This is a genomic window from Kitasatospora sp. NPDC056184 (assembly GCF_042268405.1).
In the GTDB taxonomy this organism is placed as follows: domain Bacteria; phylum Actinomycetota; class Actinomycetes; order Streptomycetales; family Streptomycetaceae; genus Kitasatospora.
In genome coordinates, this window is sequence record NZ_JBHJUI010000016.1 from 148990 (window position 1) to 173556 (window position 24567).

The window sequence follows — 24567 nt, forward strand, 5'->3', positions numbered from 1 at the left end:
AAGGCTCCTATTCTCCTGCACATGAGTAACAGCGACAGGATCGCCGAGTCAACGCCGCTCCACTCGGTGTCCGTCGCCGGGGTGGTGGTGCGGGAGGACGGCCGGGTGCTGGCGATCCGGCGGGCCGACAACGGGACCTGGGAGCTGCCGGGTGGAGTGCTGGAGATGACGGAGGCCGTTGAGGACGGCGTGCGGCGCGAGGTGTTCGAGGAGACCGGGATCAAAGCCGGTGTGGAGCGGTTGACGGGCGTCTACAAGAACGTGAGCCGCGGAATCGTCGCCTTGGTCTTCCGTTGCCGACCGGAGAGCGGGAGCGAGCGGCTCTCGGAGGAGTCGACCGCCGTCGACTGGCTCACGCCGGGCGAGGTCTCCGACCGTATGGCCGAGGTGTACGCGGTGCGCGTGCTGGACGCGCTCCGGGACGACGCCGTACCGGTCGTGCGGGCCCATGACGGGCGGCAGGTGCTTGGCTGACGGTCGTGAGCCGCCGGGAGGACGCGGCATGAGCTTCTACGAGCGGCACCGCGACTTCGTCGAGGAGGTGGAGCGGATCGCCCCGGAAGGCGTCCGGATCGAGTGGTCCGGGGACGTGCTGATCATGCAGGCGCCGCCGCCGAACATTCATGCGCTCGACCTTGCGTTGCTGCGCGGGCAGTTCGAGCGACACGCTCCCGATGGCTGCCTTCCCAGTGAGCACACCAGGATCGTCAGCCCGGACGTCTCCAAGGGGCGTGAGCCGGACCTCACCTACCTGCCACTGGAGGTGCTCTCCGAGCCGGGGAACCGGGCGCCGGCCGCTGAGGCGCTGATCGCGGTGGAGATCGTCTCGCCGTCGAACCCGGGCAACGACTGGATGGACAAGCTGCACGACTACGCCGTGATGCGCGTCCCGCTCTATCTGATCGTGGATCCGCGCCAGCACACGGTGACGCTGTTCTCCGAGCCGGACCACGACCGGTACCACACCCGCAGTGACCGGAAGTTCGGCGACGAGATCCACATTCCGGAGCCCTTCGGGTTCACGCTGAGCCTGGCGGCGCTCCTGCCGTACAGGGACTGATGCGGTGGATAAAGGCGGTGAGCGGGGGCGCGGGGGCGTGATAGACCGGATCCCACTATGAATATCTGTGTCTTCTGCTCCGCGAACTCGCTCGACGACCGCTACTCGGCCCCCGCCGCCGACTTCGCCCGGCTCCTCGGTGAGGGGGGTCACACCCTGGTGTGGGGCGGCTCCAACACCGGGCTGATGGGCGAGCTGGCGGACGGGGTGAAGGCGGCCGGGGGGCGGCTGGTCGGGATATCCGTCGAGTTCCTGAAGCACAAGGGGTACGAGGGGGCCGACGAGCTGGTCGTCACCGCCGACCTCGCGGAGCGCAAGGCGACGCTGCTGTCCCGGGCGGACGCGGTCGTGGTGCTGGTCGGCGGGCTCGGGACGCTGGACGAGGTCACCGAGGTGCTGGAGCTCAAGAAGCACGCGCTGCACGACAAGCCGGTGGTCGTGCTGGACACCGAGGGCTTCTACGCGGGGCTCCGGACGCAGATGGAGCGGATGGAGGCGGAGGGCTTCCTGCCGCGCCCGCTCGCCGAGCTGATCACCTTCGCCGACACCCCGGCCCAGGTCTTCGAGCAGCTCGGGGCCTGAGAGGATCGGGACCATGGCCACTCATCTGATCACCGGCGCCGGCTCCGGCATCGGCGCCGTCCTCGCCGAACGTCTCGCCGAGCGCGGCGACGAGCTCTGGCTGCTGGCCCGCGACGCCCGCCGGGCCGCCGAGCTGCGCGAGCGGTTCCCCGGCGCGAGGACCCTGGTCGGCGACCTCGGCGACCCGGGCAAGCTGTCCTGGGCCTTCGGGCACCAGGCGCTGCCGGTCGAGCTGGACTCGCTGCTGCACGTGGCCGGCACGGTCGAGCTGGGCCCGGTCGGCGACCTGCCGGTCAAGGCCTGGCAGGACACCCTGAACGTCAACCTGGTCGCCCCCGCCGAGCTGACCCGGCTGCTGCTGCCCTCGGTGCGGCTGGTGAAGGGGCACGTGGTGTTCGTGAACTCCGGTGCGGGCCTGCGGGCGAGCGCCGAGTGGTCGGCGTACGCGGCGAGCAAGCACGGCCTGAAGGCGCTCGCGGACGCGCTGCGGCTGGAGGAGCACGGCAACGGCGTGCGGGTCACCTCGGTGTACCCGGGCCGGACCGCCACCGCGATGCAGGTCAAGGTGCACCAGCAGGAGGGCAAGCAGTACGACGCCGGGCAGTGGATCGAGCCGGAATCGGTGGCGAAGGCGATCCTGGCGGCGCTGGACGCCTCCCGGGACGCGGAGATCACCGACATCACGGTCCGCCCCGGACGCTGAGCGAAGGCGTGGTGGCGGCGCACTAGGCTCGGACGGGTGAGCAACGGACACCCCTTCCCCGACCTGGTCGGCGCCGCCACCGGCGTCGGCTCGCTGCCCGGCACCGACGCCCGGGAGGCCGTCAGGACCTCCACCGGCGCGCTGGAGCACCTGCCGTTCCTGCCGGAGCTGCCCGCCCGCGGGCCGGGTGCCGACATGATCGGCCGCTCCGCCGGTCTGCTCGTCGAGCTGTTCGCGCAGACCGAGCCGAGCGGCTGGCGCTTCGCCGACCGCCCCGGCCGGGACACCCGGCGCGCCCACTCCTGGCTCGGCGAGGACCTCGACGCGCTGGAGGAGTTCACCCAGGGCTACCGGGGCGCGCTGAAGGTCCAGGCGGTCGGCCCGTGGACGCTGGCGGCGTCCGTCGAGCTCAAGCACGGCGAGAAGGCGCTCGCCGATCCCGGTGCCTGCCGGGACATCGCGGGCTCGCTGACCGAGGGCCTGCGCCGCCACCTCGCCGACGTCCGCAAGCGGGTGCCCGGCGCGGAGGTGGTGCTCCAGCTGGACGAGCCCCTGCTGCCCGCCGTGCTGGCCGGCGAGGTGAAGACCGCCAGCGGCTTCCAGCGGCTGCGCTCGGTCGACCGGCAGGTCGCCGAGGAGGCGCTGCGGGAGCTGGTCCGCGGACTCGACGCGCCCGTCGTGGTGCACTGCTGCTCGCCCCGGGTGCCGCTGCCGCTGCTGCGCCGGGCCGGGGTGGCCGGCGTCTCGGTGGACTTCTCGCTGCTGACCGAGCGTGAGGACGACGACCTCGGCGAGGCGGTCGAGGCCGGCACCGTGATCCTCGCCGGTGTCGTCCCCTCCACTGACCAGGCACTGTCGGACCCGGCCGGTAGTGTCCAGGGTGTCAGGACGTTGTGGCGCAGGCTCGGGTTCGCCCCGGAGCTGCTGGGCCGTCGTGTGCTGGTGACGCCGACCTGCGGGCTGGCCGGGGCCTCCCCGTCCCATGCGCGCGCGGCGCTGTCACTCAGCGTGAAGGCGGCCCGGAGCCTGGTGGACAACCCGGAATGAGAGATTGACGGAGGGCTTGCGGTGGTGGCTGTCGAGGGCTGGGAGGACGTTCCGGCGGAGGTGCGCAAGCGGCACGCCGAGCTGGCGGCCGAGATCACCGACCACCGGGCCCGCTACTACGAGCAGGACGCTCCGGTCGTCAGCGACGCCGAGTTCGACGCGCTGATGCGCGAGCTGGAGGGGCTGGAGGCCGAGCACCCGGCGCTGGTCACCCCGGAGTCGCCCTCGCAGAAGGTCGGCGGCGCGCCGACCCTGCTGTTCGCCCCGGTCGAGCACCGGGAGCGGCTGCTCAGCCTGGACAACGCGATGGACGACGAGGAGCTCGCCGCCTGGGCCGAGCGGGTCGCCGGCGAGCTGGCCGGGATCGACTACCACTACCTGTGCGAGCTCAAGGTGGACGGCCTGGCCGTCAACCTCACGTACGAGAACGGCCAGTTGGTGCAGGCGGCGACCCGCGGCGACGGCCGGGTCGGCGAGGACATCACCGCCAACGTCCGCACCATCAAGGAGATCCCGCACCGGCTCCAGGGCGACAACGTCCCGGAGCTGGTGGAGATCCGCGGCGAGGTCTACTTCCCGACCGAGGCCTTCGAGGCGCTCAACGCCTCCTTCGCGGAGGAGAACGAGCGCCGCCGGGTGGAGAACGAGGAGCGCGCCAAGGAGGGCAAGCGGCCCCGGGCGATGATCCGGCTGTTCATGAACCCGCGCAACGCCGCCGCCGGCTCGCTGCGCCAGAAGGACCCGCTCGTCACCGCCTCCCGCCCGCTGCACATGGTGGTGCACGGCATCGGCGCGCGCTCCGGCTTCGACATCGACTGCCAGTCGCACGCCTACGACCTGCTGCACGGGTGGGGCCTACCGACCGCGCGGCACAACCGGGTGGTCGGCACGCTGGACGAGGTGCGGGCGTTCATCGAGCACTTCGGCGAGCAGCGGCACTCGGTCGAGCACGAGATCGACGGCGTGGTCGTCAAGGTGGACGAGATCGCCCTGCAGGGCCGGCTCGGCTCCACCTCGAAGTCCCCGCGCTGGGCGATCGCCTGGAAGTACCCCCCGGAGGAGGTCACCGGGAAGCTGGCCGCGATCAAGGTCGGCGTCGGCCGCACCGGCCGGGCCACCCCGTACGCGGTGCTCGCCGAGCCGGTGAAGGTGGCCGGCTCGATGGTGCAGTACGCGACGCTGCACAACCAGGAGATCGTCAAGGCCAAGGACGTCCTGCTCGGCGACACCGTGGTGCTGCGCAAGGCCGGCGACGTGATCCCGGAGATCCTGGGCCCGGTGTACGACCTGCGCGACGGCACCGAGCAGGCGTTCGTGATGCCCTCGCACTGCCCCGAGTGCGACAGCGAGCTGCGGCCGATGGCCGAGGGGGACATCGACCTGCGCTGCCCCAACGCCCGGTACTGCCCGGCCCAGATCCGGGAGCGGATCGCCTTCCTCGGCGGTCGCTCGGCGCTGGACATCGAGGGCCTCGGCTACGTCGCCGCCACCGCGCTGACCCAGCCGCTGGAGCCGGCCGAGGCGCCGGTGGGCAACGAGGGCGACATCTTCGGCCTGACGGTCGAGCAGCTGCTCCCGATCAAGGTCCTGGTGCGCGACCAGAAGACCGGCATGCCGAAGCTCGACGACGAGACCGGCGAGGAGAAGGAGGTGTTCTTCTTCGCCACCACCACCGGTGCGCCGAAGAAGAACACCGGGCTGATGCTGGAGAACATCGAGAAGGCCAAGGACCGTCCGCTCTGGCGCTTCCTCAACGGCCTCTCGATCCGGCACGTCGGCCCGGTGGCCGCCCAGGACCTCGCCCGGGAGTTCCGCGACCTGGACGCGATCTTCGCGGCGAGCGAGGAGCGGCTGGCCGCCACCGAGGGCGTCGGCGCGGGCACCGCGCGGTCGATCATCGAGTGGTACCAGGTGGACTGGCACCGGGAGATCGTCGAGAAGTGGCGCGCCGCCGGCGTGCGGTTCACCGAGGAGGCGGCCGAGGAGGAGGGCGAGCGCCCGCTGGAGGGGCTGACGGTGGTCGTCACCGGCACCCTGGCCGGGCACACCCGGGACGGCGCCAAGGAGGCGCTGACCTCGCGGGGCGCGAAGGTGACCGGTTCGGTGTCGAAGAAGACCCACTTCGTGGTCGCCGGCGACAACCCCGGATCCAAGTACGACAAGGCCGTCCAGCTGGGGCTGCCGGTCCTGGACGACGCGGGCTTCGCGATCCTGCTGGAGCAGGGCCCGGCCGCCGCCCGGGTCCACCTGGGGCTGCCGCCGGAGCCGCCGGAGGAGCCGGTGAAGAAGGCGCCGGCGAAGAAGAGGGCCGCCGCGAAGAAGGACGCGGACGGGGCGGAGCAGCAGCCCGCCGAGGAACCGGCCGAGGCGCCCGTCGAGCAGCCCGCGGAGGCGCCCGCCGAGGGCTGACCCCGCGCGCGGAAGCACCGAATCCGGCTTGTTATCGTCCTGATGCAACGTCACCCGGTGCCGCACAGTGTTATCGGGCATCGTGTCACTGCGCGGCACCGGGGCTCGGTGGTGTATGTCCGGTTGTCCGAAAGTCTGCCCGCCGGGTGAGGCCGCGCATACCCTGGAGCGCAACAGAGTGTCAGCAGGGGTGGGGGCACCGGCTGAGCCGGGCCCCACGGGGCCGCCCCATGCCCGGCAGGCTGCCGGTACCGGTACGGTGCCTCACCGCTAGGCGGCCTGACGGGGCGGGCCCGACGGAGGACAGGGCTTATGGATCGTACGACCGGCGGCGCGCCCACACGCCCGCCGCAGGGGGTGGCGGGGGCCGTCCTGCTGCTCGGCGTGCTGCTGGCCGGCGCGGCGCCGCTCATCCCGCTGGCCGTGCTGGTCTACCGCTACGAGGCGGAGCTGCTGCCGCTGTTCGCGGTGCCGCTGGCCGTCCTGGTCGCCGCCTGGCGGATCGCCCGGGACCGGGCGCGCGACCAGCTCACCGACCCCCTGACCGACCTGCCCAACCGCCAGGCGTTACTCATCGCCGCCCAGGAGGCGATCGCCGAGCACTCCGAGGGGTACAGCGTCGGTCTGATCCTGCTCGACCTCGACCGCTTCCGGTCGCTCAACGACACCCTCGGCCACACCGCCGGCGACCGGCTGCTCGTCCACATCGCCCGCCGGCTGCACCGGGCCCTGCGCTCCGGCGGGGCGGCCGGCAGCGCCACCCGCTCGTCCATCGACGACGTCTTCGCCGGACTGCCCCGGCACTACCGCGGCCGCCCGATGGTGGCCCGGATGGGCGGCGACGAGTTCGCCGTGCTGCTGCCCGGCATCGGCTGCCCGGACTCGCTGGAGAAGGTGGCCAAGGCGCTGATCGCCGAACTGGCCGCGCCGATCCGCCTCGACGGCCTGCTGCTCGTCCTGGAGGCCAGCGCGGGCGTCTGCGTCTTCCCCCAGCACGCCCAGGACGCCGAGTCGCTGCTGCGCCGCGCCGACGTCGCGATGGGCCACGCGCAGCGCGAGCGCACCTCGGTCGAGCAGTACGACGAGGCGCAGGACGCCGACACCCCCTACCGGATCGGCCTGCTGGGCGACCTGCGGCGGGCCCTGGAGACCGGCGAGGTGCAGCTGCACTACCAGCCCAAGGTCGCCTTCGACGGCCGGGTGGTCGGGCTGGAGGCGCTGCTGCGCTGGGAGCGCCCCGGCCAGGGCCGGGTCTCGCCGGACGAGTTCGTCGGCCTCGCCGAGTCCAGCGGCCTGATGCCCCGGCTGACCGACTACGTGCTGGAGGCCGCCGTCGGGCAGCTCGCCCACTGGCGCGAGCAGGGCCTGCAGGTGCAGGTCGCGGTGAACGTCTCGCCGCGGGACGTCCTCAACCCCGGTTTCGCCCAGCGGGTCGCCGGCCACCTCGTGCGCCACCAGGTGCCGGCCCACGCGCTCCAGCTGGAGATCACCGAGCGGCTGCTGCTGGACGACTCGCGGCGGGCCGCCGACACCCTCGCCGAACTGCGCGGCTACGGGGTCGGGATGTCCCTGGACGACTTCGGGACCGGCCACTCCTCGCTGGTGCGGCTGCGCAGCCTGCCGGTCGGCGAGCTGAAGATCGACCGCTCCTTCGTCTCCCGGATGGTCGCCGACGACCACGACGCGGCGGTGGTCCGCTGCTCGGTCGAGCTGGCCCACTCGCTCGGCCTGACCGTGGTCGCCGAGGGCGTCGAGGACGACGAGACCTGGGAGCGGCTGAACTGCATGGGCGTGGACGCGGTGCAGGGCTGGCTGGTCTCGGCGGCGCTGCCGGCCGAGCAGGCCACCGCCTGGCTGCGGGTGCACCGCACCGGAGCCCCGCCGGTGGAGCGGCTCGCCGCGGCCTCCGCCGACCGGCTGCCGCCGGTGATCAAGCCCGCGCTGCCGCCGGTGGCGCAGGCGGTGCAGGCCGCCGCGGTGGAGATCCAGGCGCCCCAGCAGCAGCGTTGGGCGCCGACCCGCCCGCAGTGAGCGGCGCCGCGCGGCGGGGGGTGACCCGGGTCCACCGCTGGTCGTTGGCCGGTGGCCGGGCCGCGCCCCCTAGGATGGGGGCCACAGACCACGAGGACGGGAGTGCCGGACAGGCCGCTCCCGGCCCGGGCCCGGGGCCGCCGGACGGCGGATCCGTGCCTCACCAGAACTCACCCTGAGGATCGCTGCATGCCTGGCATCACGCGCGAGGAGGTCGCCCACCTCGCTCGGCTGTCGCGTCTTGAGTTGCAGGCCGAAGAGCTGGACCACTTCGCCGAGCAGCTCGACGTGATCATCGGCGCGGTCGCCCGCGTTTCCGAGGTCGCCGGACAGGACGTCCCGCCCACCTCCCACCCGCTGCCGCTGACCAACGTCATGCGCGCGGACGAGGTCCGGCCGTCGCTCACCCCGGAGCAGGCGCTGGCCGGCGCCCCGGCCAGCGAGGAGCAGCGTTTCCGCGTTCCCCAGATCCTCGGGGAGGACTGACCGAGATGACCGACCTGATCCGTTACACCGCCGCCGAGACGGCCACCGCCATCGCCAAGGGCGAGGTGTCCGCCGTCGAGGTCGCGCAGGCGCACCTGGACCGCATCGAGGCCGTCGACCAGAAGGTCAACGCCTTCCTGCACGTCGACACCGAGGGCGCGCTCGGCGCGGCCCGGGCCGTCGACGAGAAGCGCGCCAGGGGCGAGGAGCTGGGCCCGCTGGCCGGTGTCCCGCTGGCGCTGAAGGACGTCTTCACCACCAAGGGCGTGCCGACCACCTGCGGCTCGAAGATCCTTGAGGGCTGGATCCCGCCGTACGACGCCACCCTGACCTCGCGGCTCAAGGACGCCGGCGTCGTCATCCTCGGCAAGACCAACATGGACGAGTTCGCGATGGGCTCCTCCACCGAGAACTCGGCCTACGGCACCACCGGCAACCCGTGGGACCTCTCCCGGATCCCCGGCGGCTCCGGCGGCGGTTCGGCGGCCGCGCTGGCCGCCTTCGAGGCCCCGCTGGCGATCGGTACCGACACCGGCGGCTCGATCCGCCAGCCCGGCGCGGTCACCGGCACCGTCGGCGTGAAGCCGACCTACGGCTCGGTCTCCCGCTACGGCCTGGTGGCCTTCTCCAGCAGCCTGGACCAGGGCGGCCCGTGCGCCCGCACCGTGCTGGACGCGGCGCTGCTGCACGAGGCCATCGCCGGCCACGACCCGCTGGACTCCACCTCGATCGACGCGCCGGTCCCGGCCGTGGTCGAGGCCGCCCGGATGCGCGACGTCCGCGGCATGCGGATCGGCGTGGTGAAGGAGTTCGCGGGCGAGGGCTACCAGTCCGGCGTCATGCAGCGCTTCAACGAGTCGGTGGAGCTGCTGCGCGAGCTGGGCGCCGAGGTCGTCGAGGTCTCCTGCCCGTCGTTCACCCTGGCGCTGCCCGCGTACTACCTGATCGCGCCCAGCGAGGCCTCGTCCAACCTGGCCCGCTTCGACGCGATGCGCTACGGCCTGCGGGTCGGCGACGACGGCACCCGCTCCGCCGAGGACGTCACCGCCCTGACCCGCGAGGCCGGCTTCGGCCCCGAGGTCAAGCGCCGCATCATCCTCGGCACCTACGCGCTCTCCTCGGGCTACTACGACGCCTACTACGGCTCGGCCCAGAAGGTGCGCACGCTGATCTCCCGCGACTTCGACGCCGCCTTCGCCGGTGTGGACGTCCTGGTCTCGCCGACCACGCCGACGACCGCCTTCCCGATCGGCGAGCGCGCCGACGACCCGATGGCGATGTATCTGGCCGACCTCTGCACGATTCCGTCCAACCTGGCGGGCAACGCGGCCATGTCGCTGCCCTGCGGTCTGGCCCCGGAGGACAATCTCCCGGTCGGCCTGCAGATCATCGCACCCGCGATGGCGGACGACCGCCTGTACCGCGTGGGCGGCGCCGTCGAGGCCGCACTCAACGACAAGTGGGGGCACACCCTGCTGGAGGAGGCACCGGCACTGTGAGCAAGATCGAGAATGCCAAGGCCCAGTCTGCTTCTTTGAAGGGGTGGAAGCACTCGAAGCCCGGGCTGTGGCTGTCCATCGGGACCAGCACGTTCGGCGCGATCTCCATCGTGAAGGACGTCCGCAAGGCCCGCGACGAGAGCGACACCCTCAAGCTCGTCAACGCCCTGATCGGTGCCGCCGCCCTGGTCACCGGCACCGCCCTGCTGGTGCGCGAGCTGCGCCGCCTCGGCGACGACGACGTCCTGCTGGGCTAGCCCGTGGGGTCCGGCCGGTACCGCGGTACCGGCCGGACCCGCACCACCGAAGACTTTTTGAGTGAAGGGGACGCTGTGAGCGTCAAGAACCTGGTCTCCTACGAGGACGCTCTCGCGTCGTACGACCCGGTGATGGGCCTGGAGGTCCACGTCGAGCTCGGTACCAAGACCAAGATGTTCTGCGGTTGTTCGACCGAGCTGGGTGCCGAGCCGAACAGCCAGGTCTGCCCGACCTGCCTGGGGCTGCCGGGCTCGCTGCCGGTGGTCAACGCGGTGGGCGTGGAGTCGGCCGTCAAGATCGGCCTGGCGCTGAACTGCGAGATCGCCGAGTGGTGCCGGTTCGCGCGGAAGAACTACTTCTACCCGGACATGCCGAAGAACTTCCAGACTTCGCAGTACGACGAGCCGATCGCCTTCAACGGCTACCTCGACGTGCAGCTGGAGGACGGCTCGACCTTCCGCGTGGAGATCGAGCGCGCCCACATGGAGGAGGACACCGGCAAGTCCAGCCACGTCGGTGGCGCGACCGGCCGCATCCACGGCGCCACCCACTCGCTGCTGGACTACAACCGGGCCGGCATCCCGCTGATCGAGATCGTCACCAAGCCGATCACCGGCGCCGGCGAGCGGGCCCCCGAGGTCGCCCGCGCGTACGTCGCCGAGCTGCGCGAGCTGATCCGGTCGCTGGGCGTCTCCGAGGCCCGGATGGACAAGGGCCAGATGCGCTGCGACGTCAACCTGTCGCTGCGCCCGAACGGCACCGAGACCTTCGGCACCCGCTCGGAGACCAAGAACGTCAACTCGCTGCGCAGCGTCGAGCGGGCCGCCCGCTTCGAGATCCAGCGGCACGCCACGGTGCTGACCGACGGCGGCACCATCGTCCAGGAGACCCGGCACTTCCACGAGGAGGACGGCTCCACCACCTCCGGCCGGATCAAGGACAACGCCGAGGACTACCGGTACTTCCCGGAGCCCGACCTGGTGCCGATCGCGCCGTCCCGCGTGTGGGTCGAGGAGCTGCGCGCCGCGCTGCCCGAGCTTCCGCGCGTGCGCCGGGCCCGGCTGCAGGCCGAGTGGGGCCTGTCGGACAAGGACATGCAGTCGGTGCTGAACGCCGGCGCCGTCGAGCCGATCCAGGAGACCATCGCCGCCGGCGCCCCGGCCGACCAGGCCCGCAAGTGGTGGATGGGCGAGCTGGCCCGCCGGGCCAACGAGACCGGCACCGAGCTGGCCGAGCAGCCGATCACCCCGGCGCAGGTCGCCCGGGTCGCCGCGCTGGTCGCCGAGGGCAAGCTGAACGACAAGCTGGCCCGCCAGGTCATCGAGGGCGTGCTGGCCGGCGAGGGCGAGCCGGACGGGATCGTCGAGAAGCGCGGCCTGGCCGTCGTCTCGGACGACTCCGCGCTGGGCGCCGCGGTCGACCAGGCCATCGCCGAGAACGAGGCGATCGCCGCCAAGATCCGCGACGGCAAGGTCGCGGCGGTCGGCGCGCTGGTCGGCGCGGTCATGAAGGCCACCCGCGGGCAGGCCGACGCGGCCCGCGTGAAGGATCTGATCCTGGAGAAGCTGGGCGTCTCCGCCTGAGTTTCCAAGGTGTCTAAGGCGATCTAAGGCCTACTTAGTCGCCTGAGGCCCGGTCTTACCCCGGACAAGGGGTGGGGCCGGGCCTTTGCCGTTCCCGGCGCCAGGGTTCCTAAGGCGATCGAGCCCCGGAAGATCCGGAAGCCTGCCGATGCCGGTCGCCCCCCTGGGAGAGGAGTCTCTACTCAGCAGACGGAAGCGACGAAGAACCCACGAGGGGAACCACCGTGATCGAGTACGAGCTCATCAAGCAGCAGGAACGCGAACTCCGGGCCGAGGCCGAGCACCAGCGCCTGGTCCGCGCGGCGAAGACCGCCAAGCGCACCGGATGGCGGCCGAGCGTCGGCCTGCGCGTCCAGCGGCGCACCGTGCGTCCCGGCGAATGCTGACGGACCGGCACCGCGGTGCCGAGCGGGGAACGGAGGGGGAGGCGCGACGGGGGAGCGCCTCCCCCTCCGGGCGTTCGCCGGGCGCGATATCCCCTCGGAACGCGCAGGGCCCTTATGGCATGCTCGCCTCCATGCAGCAGATCTCGGTGAGTCCCGTCTTCGTCGGCCGCGACCCGGAGCTCACCGACCTGGCGGACGCGCTGCGGCGGGCGGGGCGCGGCGAGCCGCAGACCGTGCTGATCGGCGGCGAGGCGGGCGTCGGCAAGACCCGGCTGCTGGAGGAGTTCCTGCGCCGGGCCGACGACCAGGGCGTGCTCACCACCGACGGCGGCTGCCTGGAGGTCGGAGCGGAGGGGCTGCCGTACGCGCCGCTCTCCACCGCGCTGCGCCGGCTGCACCGCTGTCTGGGCGTCGAGCTGGAGAGCGCCGCCGCCGGGATGGAGGGCCATCTCGCCCGGCTGCTGCCCGACTTCGGCGAGGTCGACGGCGAACCCAACGACGAGTACGGCCGGGCCCGGCTGTTCGAGCACACCGCGCGGTTGTTCGAGCGACTCGGCACGGACCGTACTTTCGTGCTCGCCGTCGAGGACCTGCACTGGTCCGACCGCTCCACCCGGGAGCTGTTCGCCTACCTGGTCCGCACCCTGCACCGGTCCCGCGTCCTGCTGGTCGCCACCTACCGCAGCGACGACCTGCACCGCCGCCACCCGCTGCGGCCCTTCCTGGCCGAGCTGGAGCGGCTGCGCACGGTGCGCCGGCTGGAACTGGAGCGCTTCGGCCCCGGCGAGGTGGCCGCCCAGCTGGCCGGCATCCTCGGCACCGCCGCGCCCGACCGGCAGCTGGTCGAGCGCGTCCACCGGCGCTCCGAGGGCAATCCGTTCTTCGTCGAGGAGCTGGCCACCGCCCTCCGGGAGGGCTGTTCGACCGGGCTCACCGACTCCCTGCGGGACATCCTGCTGGTCCGGGTCGAGGCGCTGGACGAGGAGACCCAGCGGGTGCTGCGGCTCGCCGCCGAGGGCGGCTCCTGCGTCGAACACGCCCTGCTCGCCGCCGTGCTGGAGGACGAGGAGCGGCTGATCGGGTCGCTGCGCGCCGCCGTCGGCGCCAACATCCTGCGCCCGGACCCGGACGGCGACGGCTACCGGTTCCGGCACGCGCTGGTCCGCGAGGCCGTCTCGGACGACCTGCTGCCCGGCGAGCGGCACCGGATCAACCGGCGGTTCGCCGAGGCCCTGGAGGCCGAGCCGCAGCTGATCGGCGCCGACGTCCGGCCGGCCCGGCTGGCCAACTACTGGTACCACGCGCACGACCCGGCCCGCGCGCTGCCGACCGCGCTGGACGCCGCCCGCGCGGCCCGCCGCCGCAACGCCTTCGCCGAGCAACTGCGCATGCTGGAGCGGGCCCTGGAGCTGTGGGACGAGATGCCCGGCGAGCAGCTGACCGGCACCCTGCGCCCGTACGACTGGGCCGAGACCTATCCGCCGTGCTCCTGCGACGCCGACCACCACGACGAGGACTGCGACCGGCTCTGCCTGATCGACGTGCTGGCCGAGGCGGTGGTCGCGGCCCGCCGCAGCGGCGACCGGGAGCGCGGGCTGAGCCTGGCGAAGCGGGCGCTCAAGCTCGTCGACGAGGCCGAGCACCCGGCCCGCGCCGCCTGGTTCCGGATCAACCGGGCCCGGATGCTCGGCCATCTGCGCCGCTCCGGCGACGAGGAGGAGATCGCCTACGCGCACCGGCTGGTCGAGCACCTGCCGCCGTCCGCCGTGCAGGCCGAGGTGTTCGCGCTCGGCGCCGGCGCCGGCATGCTCTCCAACCCCCGCCCCGAGCTGGTCGAGCTCGCCGAACGGGCCGCCCGGATCGCCCGCCGGGTGGGCGCGCACGCCGTCGAGCAGCACGCCCTGATGACGCTCGGCGGGCTGCGCAACGACCTGGACGCCGACCCGGAGGCGGCGGTGGCCCAGCTGACCGCGGCGGTCGAGGCCAGCCGCCGGCTGGGCGCGCCGGACCTGCTGCTGCGCGGCCTCAACAACCTCTCCTCGCTGCTGCGCGGCCTCGGCCGGGCCGAGCAGGCCGCGGCGCTGGCCCGCGAGGGCCTGGACTCGGCCCGCCGCAACGGCCTGCAGCGCAACATCGGCACCATCCTGACCGGGAACCTCGCCGAGGCGCTGGTGGACCTCGGGCGGATCGACGAGGCCGAACTGGTGCTCGCCGAGGGGGACCTGACCAGTCCGACCGGCACCCACGCCGAGTACCTGGACCGGCTGCGCGGCGAGCTGGCGCTGCTGCGCGGCGACCTGGCCGGCGCCGCCGCGCTGCTCGCCCAGGCCCGGGCGGCCAACCGGGTCGGCCAGATCCAGCACTCGGTGCCGATCAGCCGGCTCGCGGTGCGCGTCGCCGCCCTGGCGGGCCGTCCGCTGGAGGCCCGGGCCGAGCTGCTGGCCGCCCTGGCGGGGGACTTCCCCTGCGGCTACCTGGCCGACTTCTTCCCGCTGCTGGTCGACGGCGCGGGCGTCGAGGCGGACAGTCGGGGCCTGCCGGAGGCCGCGGAGGGCCGGGCCGCGGTGCTGGCCCGGATCGTCGAGGTGGCGGCCGGGCTGACCCCGACGGCGCCGCTGCACCACGGCTGGGCCCGGCTGCTGGAGGGCGAGCTGGCCCGGGCCGAGGGGGCGGACACCCCGGCGCACTGGGCCGCCGCGGTGGAGCGGCTGCGCCCGACCGGGCTGCCGTACCCGCTCTCGCTCGCCCTGCTGCGGGCCGGCGAGGCCGAGGTGCTGGCCGGGCGCCGCGAGGCCGGGGCCGAACTGCTGCGGGAGGCAAGGGAACTGGCGTCCGCCCGGGGGGACGCCGGGCTGCGTGCGGAGATCGACGCGCTGGCCGAGCGGGCGGGCCTGGCGGTCGTGCCGGGCCGTCCGGCACCCGTCGCGGCGCCGCCGGCCGGGGAGTCCTTCGGCCTCACCCCCCGTGAGCGGGACGTGCTCCGATTGCTCGCGCGGGGGCGCACCAACCGGCAGATCGCCGAGGAACTGTACATCTCGCCGAAGACGGCGAGCGTGCACGTCTCCAACATCCTGGGCAAGCTCGCGGTGGCCGGCCGGGGCGAAGCCGCCGCGCTGGCCCACCGCTTGCGGCTGTTCCCCGAGGATCTGGCCCCCGCCGGCCGCTGACCGGCCGCCGTCGGCCCGCCGCCCGTCCGCCCGCCGGGCGGCGCCGGCCGGGTCGCCCAGCCCGCCCCGGCCCGGCCGGTGCCGCCCGGGCGCCGTCCCGTGCTCCCGTGCGCGCCGCGTGAGCCCCCCTCCGTGCGCCCCCGCCAACCGGCCCGTTCCGGTGGAATCGGGCGCAATTCCCCACCCCTGGACCATTACTCTAAGTTGAGTGTGCGTGTCATTGAGTGACCGAAGTGGTGTAGGGTCCCGAACGGGAACATCGGTGTGGCGGGACGGCCGGCAGGCCCCCCGCCCCCTGGGCCACCGCCCTGACGGGGCGCCAGGTCGCCGCGCACGGCCACCAGGCGCGCGGCCGGTGGTCCGTGGCCGGGGCACGAGGCCCCGGGCCGGAGGGGGAGAGACCGAGTGAGCTCCACCGACGCGGTGCTGCCCGGAGCCGGACGGCCGGAGGCGCCGGAGATCGACCTGTTCGCCGACGGCCCGCCCCCCGTGACCGGTCCGCCCGCCGTGGTCCCGCCCCCGCCGGGCCGGTCCCCGCGCGGCGCGTCCCGGCACGCCCTCCGCGCGCCCTCGCGGCCGGCGCCCGGGGGTGGCGGACCCGGGCCGCTGCGCCGGGCGCTCCGCAGCCGCAAGCTGCCCGGAGCCGTCCTCGGCGTGCTCTGCCTCGCCTACGCCCTCGGCGCGGCGCTCGGCTGGGGCTCGCGCCAGATCGCCGTCTTCATGGGCGACTTCGGCCTCGCCGCGGCCGCCCTCGCCGCCGCGCTCTCCTGCCTCGCGTACGGCTGCACGGTCGGCGGCCACGCCCGCCCGGCCTGGCTGCTGTTCGGCCTCTCCTCGCTCATGGTCGCCTTCGGCAACGGCACCTGGGGCTGGTACGAGCTGGTCGAACGCACCCCGCTGCCGCCGAACTCGCTCGCCGAGTACGCCTTCCTGCTGTTCGCCCCGCTCGCCATCACCGGCGTCCTGGTGCTGGCCCAGCGCCCGCGCACCGCCGCCGGCTGGCTCTGCCTGCTGCTCGACGGCTGGCTGGTGGCCGGCTCGCTGTTCACCCTCAGCTGGAGCCTCGCGCTCGGCCGCACCGCCGCCGGCGAGGCCGGATCCCCGCTGCGGCTGGCCCTCAACCTGGCCTACCCGGTGCTGGACATCCTGCTCGTCTCGCTGGTCGTCGGCCTGCGCTTCGGCGGCCGGGACGGCAACCGGGCCGCCGTCCACACCGCCATGGTCGGCCTCGCCGTCACCGTGCTCTGCGACGCCCTGTTCACCTCGCCCGAACTGCGCAGCAGCTACCACTCCGGCGAGCTGCTGGACGCCGGCTGGTTCGCCGGCAGCCTGCTGCTCGCCTGGGCGCCGTGGTCCCCGCGCTGGCGCCGCCCGCTGCGCGAGCACCCCGCGCTCGGCGGCCTGCCGCGCCGCCGGGTCGCCACCACCTTCAGCGCGCTCACCCCGTACGCCGCCGCCGCCGTCTGCACCGCCGGGATCCTCTACAACGCCCTCGGCGGGCGCTCGCTGGACCGGGTGGTGGCCTCGGCCGCCTGCACCGTCGGCCTGGCGCTGATCCTGCGGCAGGGCATCATGCTGCTCGACAACCTCTCGCTGGCGCAGGAACTCGCCCACAAGGAGGCGCACTTCCGCTCCCTGGTGCAGGGCTCCAGCGACGTCATCATGATCGCCGGCGCCAACGGCGTGCTGTCCTACGTCTCCCCGGCCGCGCTCGGCGTCTACGGGCGCGACCCGGAGGAGCTGGTCGGCGGCAACCTGCTCGACCTCATCCACCCCGAGGACGTCGACCGGGTGCTGCTGGAGGTCCGCCGCTTCCTGGCCCGCGGCCGGCTCGCCGCCCACCGCGACCCGGGCGGCGAACCGCTGCCCGCGGCCCGGGTGGAGTGCCGGATCGGCTCCGGCGGCGGCGAGTGGCTGCACGTCGAGTCGACCGTCGACCGGTACCGCGACGGGCTCATCCTGAACAGCCGCGACGTCACCGAACGGGTCATGCTCCAGGCCCAGTTGCAGCACAACGCGTTCCACGACCCGCTCACCGACCTGCCCAACCGGGCGCTGTTCACCCAGCGGCTGCGCACCGCGCTGGCCGCCCGCGGACCGCAGGACGAGGCCGGTGCCGGGGTCGCCGTGCTCTTCCTCGACCTGGACGGCTTCAAGGCGGTCAACGACACCGCCGGCCACCAGGTCGGCGACGAACTGCTCGTCCAGGCCGCCCGACGGCTCCAGGGCGCCGTCCGCTGCGGGGACACCGTCGCCCGCTTCGGCGGCGACGAGTTCGCCGCCCTGGTCTGCGGCCCGCTCGGCCGCCTCCAGGTCCAGGAGCTCGCCGATCGGCTGCGCACCGCGCTCTCCGAGCCGTACTGGATCGGCGGCACCGAACTCAGCGTCGCCGCCAGCATCGGCATCGCCTTCGGCAGCCCCGAACGCGGCCCGGCCGCCGACCCGCGCGCCGCCGCCGACGAGCTGATGCGCAACGCCGACCTCGCGATGTACCGCGCCAAGTCCGAGGGCAAGGGCCGGGTGATGCTCTACACCCCGGCCATGCGCGCCGACCTGGAGCGCCGCACCGAGCTGGACGAACGGCTCCGGGCGGCCGTCCGGGAGGGCGGCTTCGCCCTGCTCCACCAGCCCGTGGTGGACCTCGCGAGCGGCGCGGTCACCGCCGTCGAGGCGCAGGCCCGCTGGCGCTCCGCGCAGGGTCTGCTGCTCACCCCCGCCGAGTTCCTGCGCTCCACCGAACACGGCGACGCCGCCGCCCGGTTCTCCCGCTGGCTGGTCCGCGAGGCGGTCACCGCCGCCGCGCTGCGGCGCGGCCTGCCCGCCCGCGGCCGCCCCGTCCCGCCGCCGGTCCCGGTGTCGGTCCGGCTCTCCGCCGAACGGCTCTGCGCCCCCGGCCTGTACGAGACGGTGGCCGCCGCGCTGCGCGACAGCGGGCTGCCCGGCGGCCAGCTGATCGTCGAGGTGGCCCGGACCGGCCCGGACGAGCTGGCCGACGAGCTGGGCCGCCGGCTCGCCGCGCTGCGCCGGCTCGGCGTCTCCACTGCGCTGGCCGGCTTCGGGGCCGGCGGCGGCTCGCTCGGCGCGCTCGTCCGGCTGCCCCTGGACGGCCTCAAGCTGGACCGCTCGCTGGTGCACGACCTGGGCGAGTCCGCGCTCGCCCGCACGCTCGCCGGGCACGCCCTGCGGCTCGGCCGGGACCTCGGCCTGGTGACCGGCGCCGAGGGCGTCGACCTGCCCCGCCAGGTGGCCGTGCTGCAGGAGTTGGGCTGCCGCCAGGTGCAGGGCTCGGCCTTCTCCGCGCCGCTGGACGAGACCCGGCTGCGGCGCGCGCTGGCCCGCCGCTCCTACCCGGTGCCGCGCCCGCCCGGGGCGCCGCCGGCCCGGCGGGCGTACCTGGTCGCGGACCCGCGGCCGGGCGGCCTCGGCGAGGGCGGCCCGGGGTGTGTCGTGGCTCACCACAGCCCCTCCGACCTGCCCGAACACCAGTCCGTGCCAGGTCCGGGAGCAGGTCCGCATGGCGAGACCGCCGTCCCACCTGCTTGACAGTCGGGCCTTGACGGGAGGAAGGTCATTGCCATGCGCACCCGAATTCTCGTACTTGGCGGGCGCGTCGGCTGAGCGGGCCATGCCCTGCTCGTGACAGACCGACGCGCCACCCCTCGCATGCCCTTGGGCACGAGGGGTTTTTTGTTGCACCGACGCCGTTCCACCACAGCAAGACCCCTGGCCCCGCAGCCCCTCGAAAGGGACGATTGGGGCAGAGCCGGCGATCGGCCCGCAAGCGGGACCCCCTCCCTCGACCCCCGGGGCCCGCAACCACCGGGCCGGCCAGAACCGAGAAGAGACAGGCAGATGACTGAGCACGCCGCAGCCCCCCGCCGCGGGGACACCCCGGCCGCCCACGCTCCCGCTCCGCAGCACGTCGTCGAGACCATGACCGGCGCCCAGTCGCTCATCCGCTCGCTGGAGGCCGTCGGTGCGGACACCGTCTTCGGCATCCCCGGCGGGGCCATCCTTCCCGCGTACGACCCGCTGATGGACTCCACCAAGGTGCGCCACATCCTTGTCCGCCACGAGCAGGGCGCCGGCCACGCCGCCACCGGGTACGCGCAGGCCACCGGTCGGGTCGGCGTCTGCATGGCGACCTCCGGCCCGGGCGCCACCAACCTGGTCACCCCGATCGCCGACGCCTACATGGACTCGGTGCCGATCGTCGCGATCACCGGCCAGGTCTCCTCCCAGGCGATCGGCACGGACGCCTTCCAGGAGGCGGACATCTGCGGCATCACCATGCCGATCACCAAGCACAACTACCTGGTCACCGACCCGGCCGAGATCCCCCGGGTGATCGCCGAGGCGTTCCACATCGCCGCCACCGGCCGCCCCGGCCCGGTCCTGGTCGACATCGCCAAGGACGCGCTGCAGGCCACCACCACGTTCCGCTGGCCGGTCGAGACCTCGCTGCCCGGCTACCGCCCGGTCACCAAGCCGCACGCCAAGCAGATCCGCGAGGCCGCGAAGATGCTGGTGACCGCCAAGCGCCCGGTCCTGTACGTCGGCGGCGGCGTCATCAAGGCCGGTGCCACCGCCGAGCTGCGGATCCTCGCCGAGCTGACCGGCGCCCCGGTCGTCACCACCCTGATGGCGCTCGGCGCGTTCCCGGACAGCCACCCGCAGCACCTGGGCATGCCCGGCATGCACGGCTCCGTCCCGGCCGTCACCGCGCTGCAGAAGGCGGACCTGCTCTTCACCCTCGGCGCCCGCTTCGACGACCGGGTCACCGGCAAGCTGGACAGCTTCGCGCCGTACGCCAAGGTCGTCCACGCCGACATCGACCCGGCCGAGATCGGCAAGAACCGCCCGGCCGACGTGCCGATCGTCGGCGACGCCCGCGAGGTGTTGGCCGACCTCATCGTCGCCGTCCAGGCCGAGTTCGACGCCGGCCACAAGGGCGACTACGGCGACTGGTGGGAGCGGCTCGACGAGTGGAAGCGCACCTACCCGCTGGGCTACGAGCCCGCGGCGGGCGGCGAGCTCTCCCCGCAGCAGGTCATCGAGCGGATCGGCCGGCTGGTCGGCCCGGACGCCATCTACGCGGCGGGCGTCGGCCAGCACCAGATGTGGAGCTCGCAGTTCATCCGGTTCGAGAAGCCGGGCACCTGGCTCAACTCCGGCGGCGCCGGGACCATGGGCTACGCCGTGCCGGCCGCGATGGGCGCCAAGGCGGGCCGCCCGGAGGCGGCGGTCTGGGCGATCGACGGCGACGGCTGCTTCCAGATGACCAACCAGGAGCTGGTCACCTGCGCCCTGAACGGCATCCCGATCAAGGTCGCGGTCATCAACAACGGCTCGCTGGGCATGGTCCGGCAGTGGCAGACGCTGTTCTACAACCAGCGCTACTCCAACACCGTGCTGCACTCCGGCCCCGGCCACGACGGTATCGAGCCGCCCGCCCAGGGCACCCGGATCCCCGACTTCGTCCTGCTCGCCGAGGCGATGGGCTGCGTCGGCCTGCGCTGCGAGCGCCCCGAGGACCTCGACGCGGTGATCGAGCGGGCGATGGAGATCAACGACCGCCCGGTGGTCATCGACTTCATCGTCCACCAGGACGCCATGGTCTGGCCGATGGTCGCGGCCGGCACCAGCAACGACGAGATCCAGTTCGCCCGCGGGGTGCGCCCCGACTTCGGCGACGACCTCGACTGAGCCCCTTCCGGAACGACCAAGGGAACCCACGACCCATGTCCAAGCACACCCTGTCCGTCCTGGTCGAGAACAAGCCCGGCGTGCTCGCCCGGATCGCCGCGCTGTTCTCCCGTCGGGGCTTCAACATCGACTCCCTCGCCGTCGGCCCCACCGAGCATCCGGACGTGTCCCGGATGACCATCGTGGTCAACGTCGAGGACCTCCCGCTGGAACAGGTCACCAAGCAGCTCAACAAGCTCGTCAACGTGATAAAGATCGTCGAACTCGACCAGGCCGCTGCGATCCAGCGGGAACTGGTCCTGGTGAAGGTCCGCGCCGACAACGAGACCCGGTCGCAGATCGTCGAGATCGTCCAGCTGTTCCGCGCCAAGACGGTCGACGTGTCCCCGGACGCGGTGACCATCGAGGCCACCGGAAGCTCGGACAAGCTGGAGGCCATGCTCCGGATGCTGGAGCCTTACGGCATCAAGGAGTTGGTCCAGTCCGGCCTGGTCGCCATCGGACGCGGCGCCCGTTCGATCACGGACCGCTCGCTGCGCGCCCTCGACCGCAGCGCCTAGCCGCTACCGTCCCGCCCACCCGTCGCCCGCCACCGCCCTTCCAACGGCGCGCCGGCGCGCGGCACCCCTTTTCCGAAGCACCCGCTCCACCCCTTCACCGGGTCCGCATACGGTAGGAACCGACGCAGACCCACGCAAACCACTCGCAAGGAGATGTGCCCCCGTGGCCGAGCTGTTCTACGAAGACGACGCCGACCTGTCCATCATCCAGGGCCGCAAGGTCGCGGTCATCGGCTACGGCAGCCAGGGCCACGCCCACGCGCTGTCCCTGCGCGACTCGGGCGCGGACGTCCGCGTCGGCCTGAAGCCGGAGTCGAAGTCCCGCCAGAAGGCCGAGGAGGCCGGCCTGCGCGTGGTCACCCCCGCCGAGGCCGCGGCCGAGGCCGACGTCATCATGATCCTGGTCCCGGACCCGATCCAGGCCGACGTCTACGAGGCGGACATCGCCCCGCACCTGAAGGCCGGCGACGCCCTGTTCTTCGGCCACGGCCTGAACATCCGCTTCGGCTTCATCAAGCCGCCGGCCGACGTCGACGTCTGCATGGTCGCCCCGAAGGGTCCGGGCCACCTGGTCCGCCGCCAGTACGAGGAGGGCCGCGGCGTCCCGGCGATCGTCGCCGTCGAGCAGGACGCCTCCGGCAAGGCCTTCGACCTGGCGCTGTCCTACGCCAAGGGCCTGGGCGCCACCAAGGCCGGCGTCATCAAGACCACCTTCACCGAGGAGACCGAGACCGACCTGTTCGGCGAGCAGGCCGTCCTCTGCGGTGGCACCGCCGCCCTGGTCAAGGCCGGTTTCGAGACCCTGGTCGAGGCCGGCTACCAGCCGGAGATCGCCTACTTCGAGTGCCTGCACGAGCTGAAGCTCATCGTCGACCTGATGTACGAGGGCGGCCTGGAGAAGATGCGCTGGTCGGTCTCCGAGACCGCCGAGTGGGGCGACTACGTCACCGGCCCGCGGATCATCACCGACGCCACCAAGGCCGAGATGAAGAAGGTCCTCGCCGAGATCCAGGACGGCACCTTCGCCAACACCTGGATCGCCGAGTACAAGGCCGGTCTGCCCAAGTACAACGAGTACAAGAAGGCCGACGAGGACCACCTGCTGGAGACCACCGGCAAGAAGCTGCGCAAGCTGATGAGCTGGGTCAAGGAAGAGGCCTGAGCCATCCCGGGCGCACGCTGAATCGGACCCTCTCGATTTTGTAACGCCCTTGTACAACTAGGCTGCTCCCGTCCGGGTGATTTCGCCGGACGGGAGCAGCCGGGTACCCAGCCCGTCGATACACTTCCGAGTGCGCGTCAGGCCCACAGCGTCGTGCGTCTACCTACGCGGCATGCCACCTTCCCCCGCCCTCCACGCCACCTTCGCGCCCGGGGGAACCGGACAGTTAAGGACAACACTGTCGTGAGCAAATCCGTAGTTCTGATCGCCGAAGAGCTCTCGCCCGCCACGGTCGACGCCCTTGGCCCCGACTTCGAGATCCGCCACTGCAACGGTGCGGACCGCACCGAGCTGCTGACCGCGATCGCCGACGTCGACGCCGTCCTGATCCGCTCCGCCACCAAGGTCGACGCCGAGGCGCTGGCCGCCGCCCGCAAGCTCAAGGTCGTCGCCCGGGCCGGCGTCGGCCTCGACAACGTGGACGTCTCCGCCGCCACCAAGGCCGGCGTCATGGTCGTGAACGCGCCGACCTCCAACATCGTCACCGCCGCCGAGCTCGCCTGCGGCCTGCTGATCTCCGTCGCCCGCAACATCGCGCCGGCCAACGCCGCGCTCAAGGGCGGCGAGTGGAAGCGCAACAAGTACACCGGCGTGGAGCTGAGCGAGAAGGTCCTCGGCGTCGTCGGCCTCGGCCGGATCGGCGTCCTGGTCGCCCAGCGGATGTCCGCGTTCGGGATGAAGATCGTCGCGTACGACCCCTACATCCAGGCCGCCCGCGCCGCCCAGATGGGCGTCAAGCTGGTCTCGCTGGAGGAGCTGCTGGAGGTCTCGGACTTCATCACCGTCCACCTCCCGAAGACCCCGGAGACCATCGGCCTGATCGGCGACGAGGCGCTGCACAAGGTCAAGCCGACCGTGCGGATCGTCAACGCCGCCCGCGGCGGCATCGTCGACGAGGAGGCGCTGCTCAGCGCCCTGCTCGACGGCCGGGTGGCCGGCGCCGGCCTGGACGTGTACGCCAAGGAGCCGTGCACCGACTCCCCGCTGTTCGCGCTCGACAACGTGGTGGCCACCCCGCACCTGGGCGCCTCGACCGACGAGGCCCAGGAGAAGGCCGGCATCGCCGTCGCCAGGTCGGTGCGCCTGGCGCTGGCCGGCGAGCTGGTGCCGGACGCGGTCAACGTCCAGGGCGGCGTGATCGCCGAGGACGTCCGCCCGGGCCTGCCGCTGGCCGAGAAGCTCGGCCGGATCTTCACCGCGCTGGCCGGCGAGGTGGCCGTCCGGCTCGACGTCGAGGTGCGCGGCGAGATCACCCAGCACGACGTCAAGGTGCTCGAACTGTCGGCCCTCAAGGGCGTGTTCGAGGACGTCGTGGCGGAGACGGTGTCCTACGTCAACGCCCCGCTGTTCGCCCAGGAGCGCGGCGTCGAGGTGCGGCTGACCACCTCCAGCGAGAGCCCCGAGCACCGCAACGTCATCACCGTGCGCGGCACCCTCGCGAACGGCGAGGAGATCGCCATCTCCGGCACGCTGGCCGGCCCCAAGCAGGTCCAGAAGATCGTCGGCGTGGACGCCTTCGACGTGGACGTGGCGCTCACCGACCACATGGCCTTCTTCAAGTACGAGGACCGCCCGGGCGTGGTCGGCGTCCTCGGCCGCCACCTCGGCGACGCCGGCATCAACATCGCCGGCATGCAGGTCGCCCGCGACGGCAGCGGCGCGCTGGCCTCCCTCACCGTGGACAGCGAGATCCCGCAGGAGGTGCTGTCGGCCATCGCCGCCGAGATCGGCGCCCGCTTCGCGCGCTCGGTCGACCTGGGCGCCTGAGCCCCGCGCCGCACCCCGCGGCACCCTCGCACCAGGGCCCGGACCGCCGTACGCACGGCGGTCCGGGCCCTGGTGCGTTCCTCCGGGTGACGGCCGTCTCA

General features: G+C 73.1%; 17 protein-coding genes and 1 pseudogene. All 18 read left to right on the forward strand.

Features of this window, described 5'->3' with window-relative positions; translation table 11 throughout:
- Positions 1–9 precede the first annotated feature (9 nt).
- The 18 genes and pseudogenes from ACFC0B_RS28270 (at position 10) to serA (ending at position 24466) form a co-directional block, all read left to right on the forward strand.
- Positions 10–474, forward strand: coding sequence for an NUDIX hydrolase (locus tag ACFC0B_RS28270; RefSeq protein ID WP_376091723.1), 465 nt, complete (start codon positions 10–12; stop codon positions 472–474).
- A 28-nt stretch (positions 475–502) separates the two neighbouring features.
- Positions 503–1060: a Uma2 family endonuclease gene (locus ACFC0B_RS28275; protein ID WP_376091656.1), complete on the forward strand. Its 558-nt coding sequence runs from the start codon at positions 503–505 to the stop codon at positions 1058–1060.
- A 57-nt stretch (positions 1061–1117) separates the two neighbouring features.
- Positions 1118–1642: a TIGR00730 family Rossman fold protein gene (locus tag ACFC0B_RS28280; protein WP_376091659.1), complete on the forward strand. Its 525-nt coding sequence runs from the start codon at positions 1118–1120 to the stop codon at positions 1640–1642.
- Between the two features lie 13 nt (positions 1643–1655).
- Positions 1656–2345: an SDR family oxidoreductase gene (locus tag ACFC0B_RS28285; RefSeq protein WP_376091662.1), complete on the forward strand. Its 690-nt coding sequence runs from the start codon at positions 1656–1658 to the stop codon at positions 2343–2345.
- A 36-nt stretch (positions 2346–2381) separates the two neighbouring features.
- Complete coding sequence (locus tag ACFC0B_RS28290; protein ID WP_376091665.1) at positions 2382–3392, forward strand: methionine synthase; 1011 nt, start codon at positions 2382–2384, stop codon at positions 3390–3392.
- Positions 3393–3416: 24 nt separating this feature from the next.
- Positions 3417–5801, forward strand: coding sequence for an NAD-dependent DNA ligase LigA (gene ligA, locus ACFC0B_RS28295; RefSeq protein WP_376091726.1), 2385 nt, complete (start codon positions 3417–3419; stop codon positions 5799–5801).
- 375 nt (positions 5802–6176) lie between these two features.
- Positions 6177–7832: pseudogene (locus ACFC0B_RS28300) on the forward strand (putative bifunctional diguanylate cyclase/phosphodiesterase); the annotation flags it as partial.
- Between the two features lie 189 nt (positions 7833–8021).
- Positions 8022–8318, forward strand: coding sequence for an Asp-tRNA(Asn)/Glu-tRNA(Gln) amidotransferase subunit GatC (gene gatC / locus ACFC0B_RS28305; RefSeq protein WP_376091668.1), 297 nt, complete (start codon positions 8022–8024; stop codon positions 8316–8318).
- Positions 8319–8323: 5 nt separating this feature from the next.
- A complete protein-coding gene (gene gatA / locus ACFC0B_RS28310) occupies positions 8324–9817 on the forward strand; it encodes an Asp-tRNA(Asn)/Glu-tRNA(Gln) amidotransferase subunit GatA (RefSeq protein WP_376091671.1) in 1494 nt (497 codons plus the stop codon).
- 5 nt (positions 9818–9822) lie between these two features.
- The gene (locus ACFC0B_RS28315; RefSeq protein ID WP_376091729.1) at positions 9823–10074 is read left to right on the forward strand and encodes a hypothetical protein; all 252 of its coding nucleotides are present in this window, start codon (positions 9823–9825) and stop codon (positions 10072–10074) included.
- A gap of 75 nt (positions 10075–10149) precedes the next feature.
- Positions 10150–11658, forward strand: coding sequence for an Asp-tRNA(Asn)/Glu-tRNA(Gln) amidotransferase subunit GatB (gene gatB / locus ACFC0B_RS28320; protein ID WP_376091674.1), 1509 nt, complete (start codon positions 10150–10152; stop codon positions 11656–11658).
- Between the two features lie 224 nt (positions 11659–11882).
- A complete protein-coding gene (locus ACFC0B_RS28325; RefSeq protein ID WP_376091677.1) occupies positions 11883–12044 on the forward strand; it encodes a hypothetical protein in 162 nt (53 codons plus the stop codon).
- 131 nt (positions 12045–12175) lie between these two features.
- Entirely contained in the window at positions 12176–15211 is a 3036-nt protein-coding gene (locus tag ACFC0B_RS28330; RefSeq protein ID WP_376091680.1) for an AAA family ATPase, read from the forward strand.
- 606 nt (positions 15212–15817) lie between these two features.
- Entirely contained in the window at positions 15818–18754 is a 2937-nt protein-coding gene (locus tag ACFC0B_RS28335; protein ID WP_376091732.1) for a putative bifunctional diguanylate cyclase/phosphodiesterase, read from the forward strand.
- Between the two features lie 309 nt (positions 18755–19063).
- Positions 19064–20917, forward strand: coding sequence for an acetolactate synthase large subunit (locus tag ACFC0B_RS28340; RefSeq protein ID WP_376091683.1), 1854 nt, complete (start codon positions 19064–19066; stop codon positions 20915–20917).
- Between the two features lie 35 nt (positions 20918–20952).
- A complete protein-coding gene (gene ilvN / locus ACFC0B_RS28345) occupies positions 20953–21477 on the forward strand; it encodes an acetolactate synthase small subunit (protein ID WP_218202005.1) in 525 nt (174 codons plus the stop codon).
- A 163-nt stretch (positions 21478–21640) separates the two neighbouring features.
- Positions 21641–22639: a ketol-acid reductoisomerase gene (ilvC, locus tag ACFC0B_RS28350; protein ID WP_350550163.1), complete on the forward strand. Its 999-nt coding sequence runs from the start codon at positions 21641–21643 to the stop codon at positions 22637–22639.
- Positions 22640–22882: 243 nt separating this feature from the next.
- Positions 22883–24466: a phosphoglycerate dehydrogenase gene (serA, locus tag ACFC0B_RS28355; protein ID WP_376091688.1), complete on the forward strand. Its 1584-nt coding sequence runs from the start codon at positions 22883–22885 to the stop codon at positions 24464–24466.
- Positions 24467–24567 lie beyond the last annotated feature (101 nt).

Excerpts from the sequence above, each read along its gene's own strand:
- ACFC0B_RS28340 (WP_376091683.1), top strand. The coding sequence starts at position 19,064 with ATGACTGAGCACGCCGCAGCCCCCCGCCGCGGGGACACCCCGGCCGCC.
- gatC (WP_376091668.1), top strand. The coding sequence starts at position 8,022 with ATGCCTGGCATCACGCGCGAGGAGGTCGCCCACCTCGCTCGGCTGTCG.
- ACFC0B_RS28275 (WP_376091656.1), top strand. The coding sequence starts at position 503 with ATGAGCTTCTACGAGCGGCACCGCGACTTCGTCGAGGAGGTGGAGCGG.
- ACFC0B_RS28330 (WP_376091680.1), top strand. The coding sequence starts at position 12,176 with ATGCAGCAGATCTCGGTGAGTCCCGTCTTCGTCGGCCGCGACCCGGAG.
- ilvN (WP_218202005.1), top strand. The coding sequence starts at position 20,953 with ATGTCCAAGCACACCCTGTCCGTCCTGGTCGAGAACAAGCCCGGCGTG.
- ACFC0B_RS28280 (WP_376091659.1), top strand. The coding sequence starts at position 1,118 with ATGAATATCTGTGTCTTCTGCTCCGCGAACTCGCTCGACGACCGCTAC.
- ACFC0B_RS28285 (WP_376091662.1), top strand. The coding sequence starts at position 1,656 with ATGGCCACTCATCTGATCACCGGCGCCGGCTCCGGCATCGGCGCCGTC.
- gatA (WP_376091671.1), top strand. The coding sequence starts at position 8,324 with ATGACCGACCTGATCCGTTACACCGCCGCCGAGACGGCCACCGCCATC.